Source organism: Protofrankia sp. Cas3 (assembly GCF_963555955.1).
GTDB lineage: Bacteria > Actinomycetota > Actinomycetes > Frankiales > Frankiaceae > Protofrankia.
Map to the genome: position 1 here is coordinate 2489 of NZ_CAUVXP010000280.1, position 1704 is coordinate 4192.

1 protein-coding gene is annotated in these 1704 nt (G+C 68.8%); it reads left to right on the forward strand.

Going from position 1 to position 1704, the window contains the following annotated elements:
- Positions 1–14 precede the first annotated feature (14 nt).
- Positions 15–1704: TIR domain-containing protein (locus U9983_RS27095; RefSeq protein ID WP_322756731.1), on the forward strand; the 1690-nt coding region annotated here is incomplete at its 3' end.

Genomic DNA, 1704 nt, shown 5'->3' on the forward strand with positions numbered 1-1704 from the left:
GACATGCTGACCGGGTGACCGTGGGGGGCAGTGAGGTTACCGACCCGGACTTCTTCGTGTCGTACACCGGGGTGGACCGCGCCTGGGCGGAGTGGATCGCCTGGACGTTGGAGGCCGCCGACTATCGGGTGGTGATCCAGGCGTGGGATTTCGGTGCCGGGTCGCACTTCGTCGAGGAGATGCACCAGACGACCGAGCATGCAGCCCGGACAGTCGCGGTGCTGTCGGCGGCCTATCTGACGTCGGCGTACGCGGCGCCGGAGTGGCAGGCGGCGTGGGCAGCGGATCCGTTGGGTCGGGCGCGGAAGCTGCTGGTGTTCCGGATCGAGGAGTGCCCGCGGCCGGGTCTGCTCGCCCAGCTTGTCTCGGTTGACCTGTTCGGTGTCGGTCAGGACGTGGCACGCCGTGTGGTGCTCGCTGCTGCCGCGGGCGAGCGGGGGAAGCCGGCTACGGAACCGGACTTCCCCGGTGGCCTGGCTGATATGGGGGTGGCGGTGGGTGGTCCGGTGTTCCCGCCGGATCTGCCGGTGATGTGGAATGTGCCGGCCCGGTTGGCGCATTTCGTGGGCCGTGAGGCGCTACTCGGCGAGATACACGGCCGGTTGGCGTCGGGGTCGGTGGCGGTGACCGCGGTGGCGGGGATGGGCGGGGTCGGGAAGACCGCGCTGGTGGTCGAGTACATCCACCGGTATGCCGACGGGTTCGATCGGGTGGGTTGGGTGCCGGCTGAGAAGCCGGAGTTGATCGGCGGGTATCTGGCCGGGTTGGCCCCGGCGGTGAGGTTGTCGGTGGATGCGGAGCCGGCCGCGGTGGTGGCGGCGTGGGCGCGCGAACCCCGGTCGTTGCTGGTGTTCGACAATGCTGATGATCCTGACACGATCACGATGATTAAGGGGCTTCGGCCGTCGTCGGGGGCGGGCCGGCTGCTGGTGACGTCGCGGCGGCGGGGTTTGACCGCACTCGGTGTGACCGTGACGGTTTCCACGATGCGCCGTGCCGAGTCGATGCAGATGCTCACGGACCGGTTCCCGGTGTTGGAGCCGACGGTCGCCGATCGGATCTGTGCGCTGCTGGGGGATCTGCCGTTGGCGGTGGAGCAGGCCGCCGGCTATCTCGATCAGACCGGTACCCCACCGGGCGAGTACGCCGACCTACTCGCCGACGAGCTCGGGGACATGCTCACCGAAGGGGATGTGGCTGACCGGCCGGGGGTCACCGTTGGGGTGCTGTGGGACCTGTCCCTACAGCGGCTGCGTATTGACTGCCCGGCCTCGGTGGAACTGCTGGAACTGTGGGCGCTGTGCGACCCGGAGAAGATCCCTCTGGGCTTGTTTGCCGATCCGGCCGGGTTGGATGACGGGCCGCTGAAAGAGGCGGCCGGGAACCGGGCGGTGTGGGCGGCTACGGTCGGCGCGCTGGTCGGTTACAGCCTGGCCCGCCGTGACCGGGACACGGTGGATGTGCACCGGCTGGTCCAGGCCGCGACCCGCCGGGCCATGAGCGGTGAGGTACGACAGGTGCGGGCCGGCACCCTGATACGGCTGCTCCGCGAGATACTGCCCGAAGACATCATCCGGAACCTGAACGCCTGGCCGACCTGGCGGGTTTATCTGCCTCACGTCAGCGCCGTGCTTGGGCATACCGATGCTGATGCCACCGACGATGGCCTGTCCTGGCTGTGTGACCGGACTGGAACCTACCTGG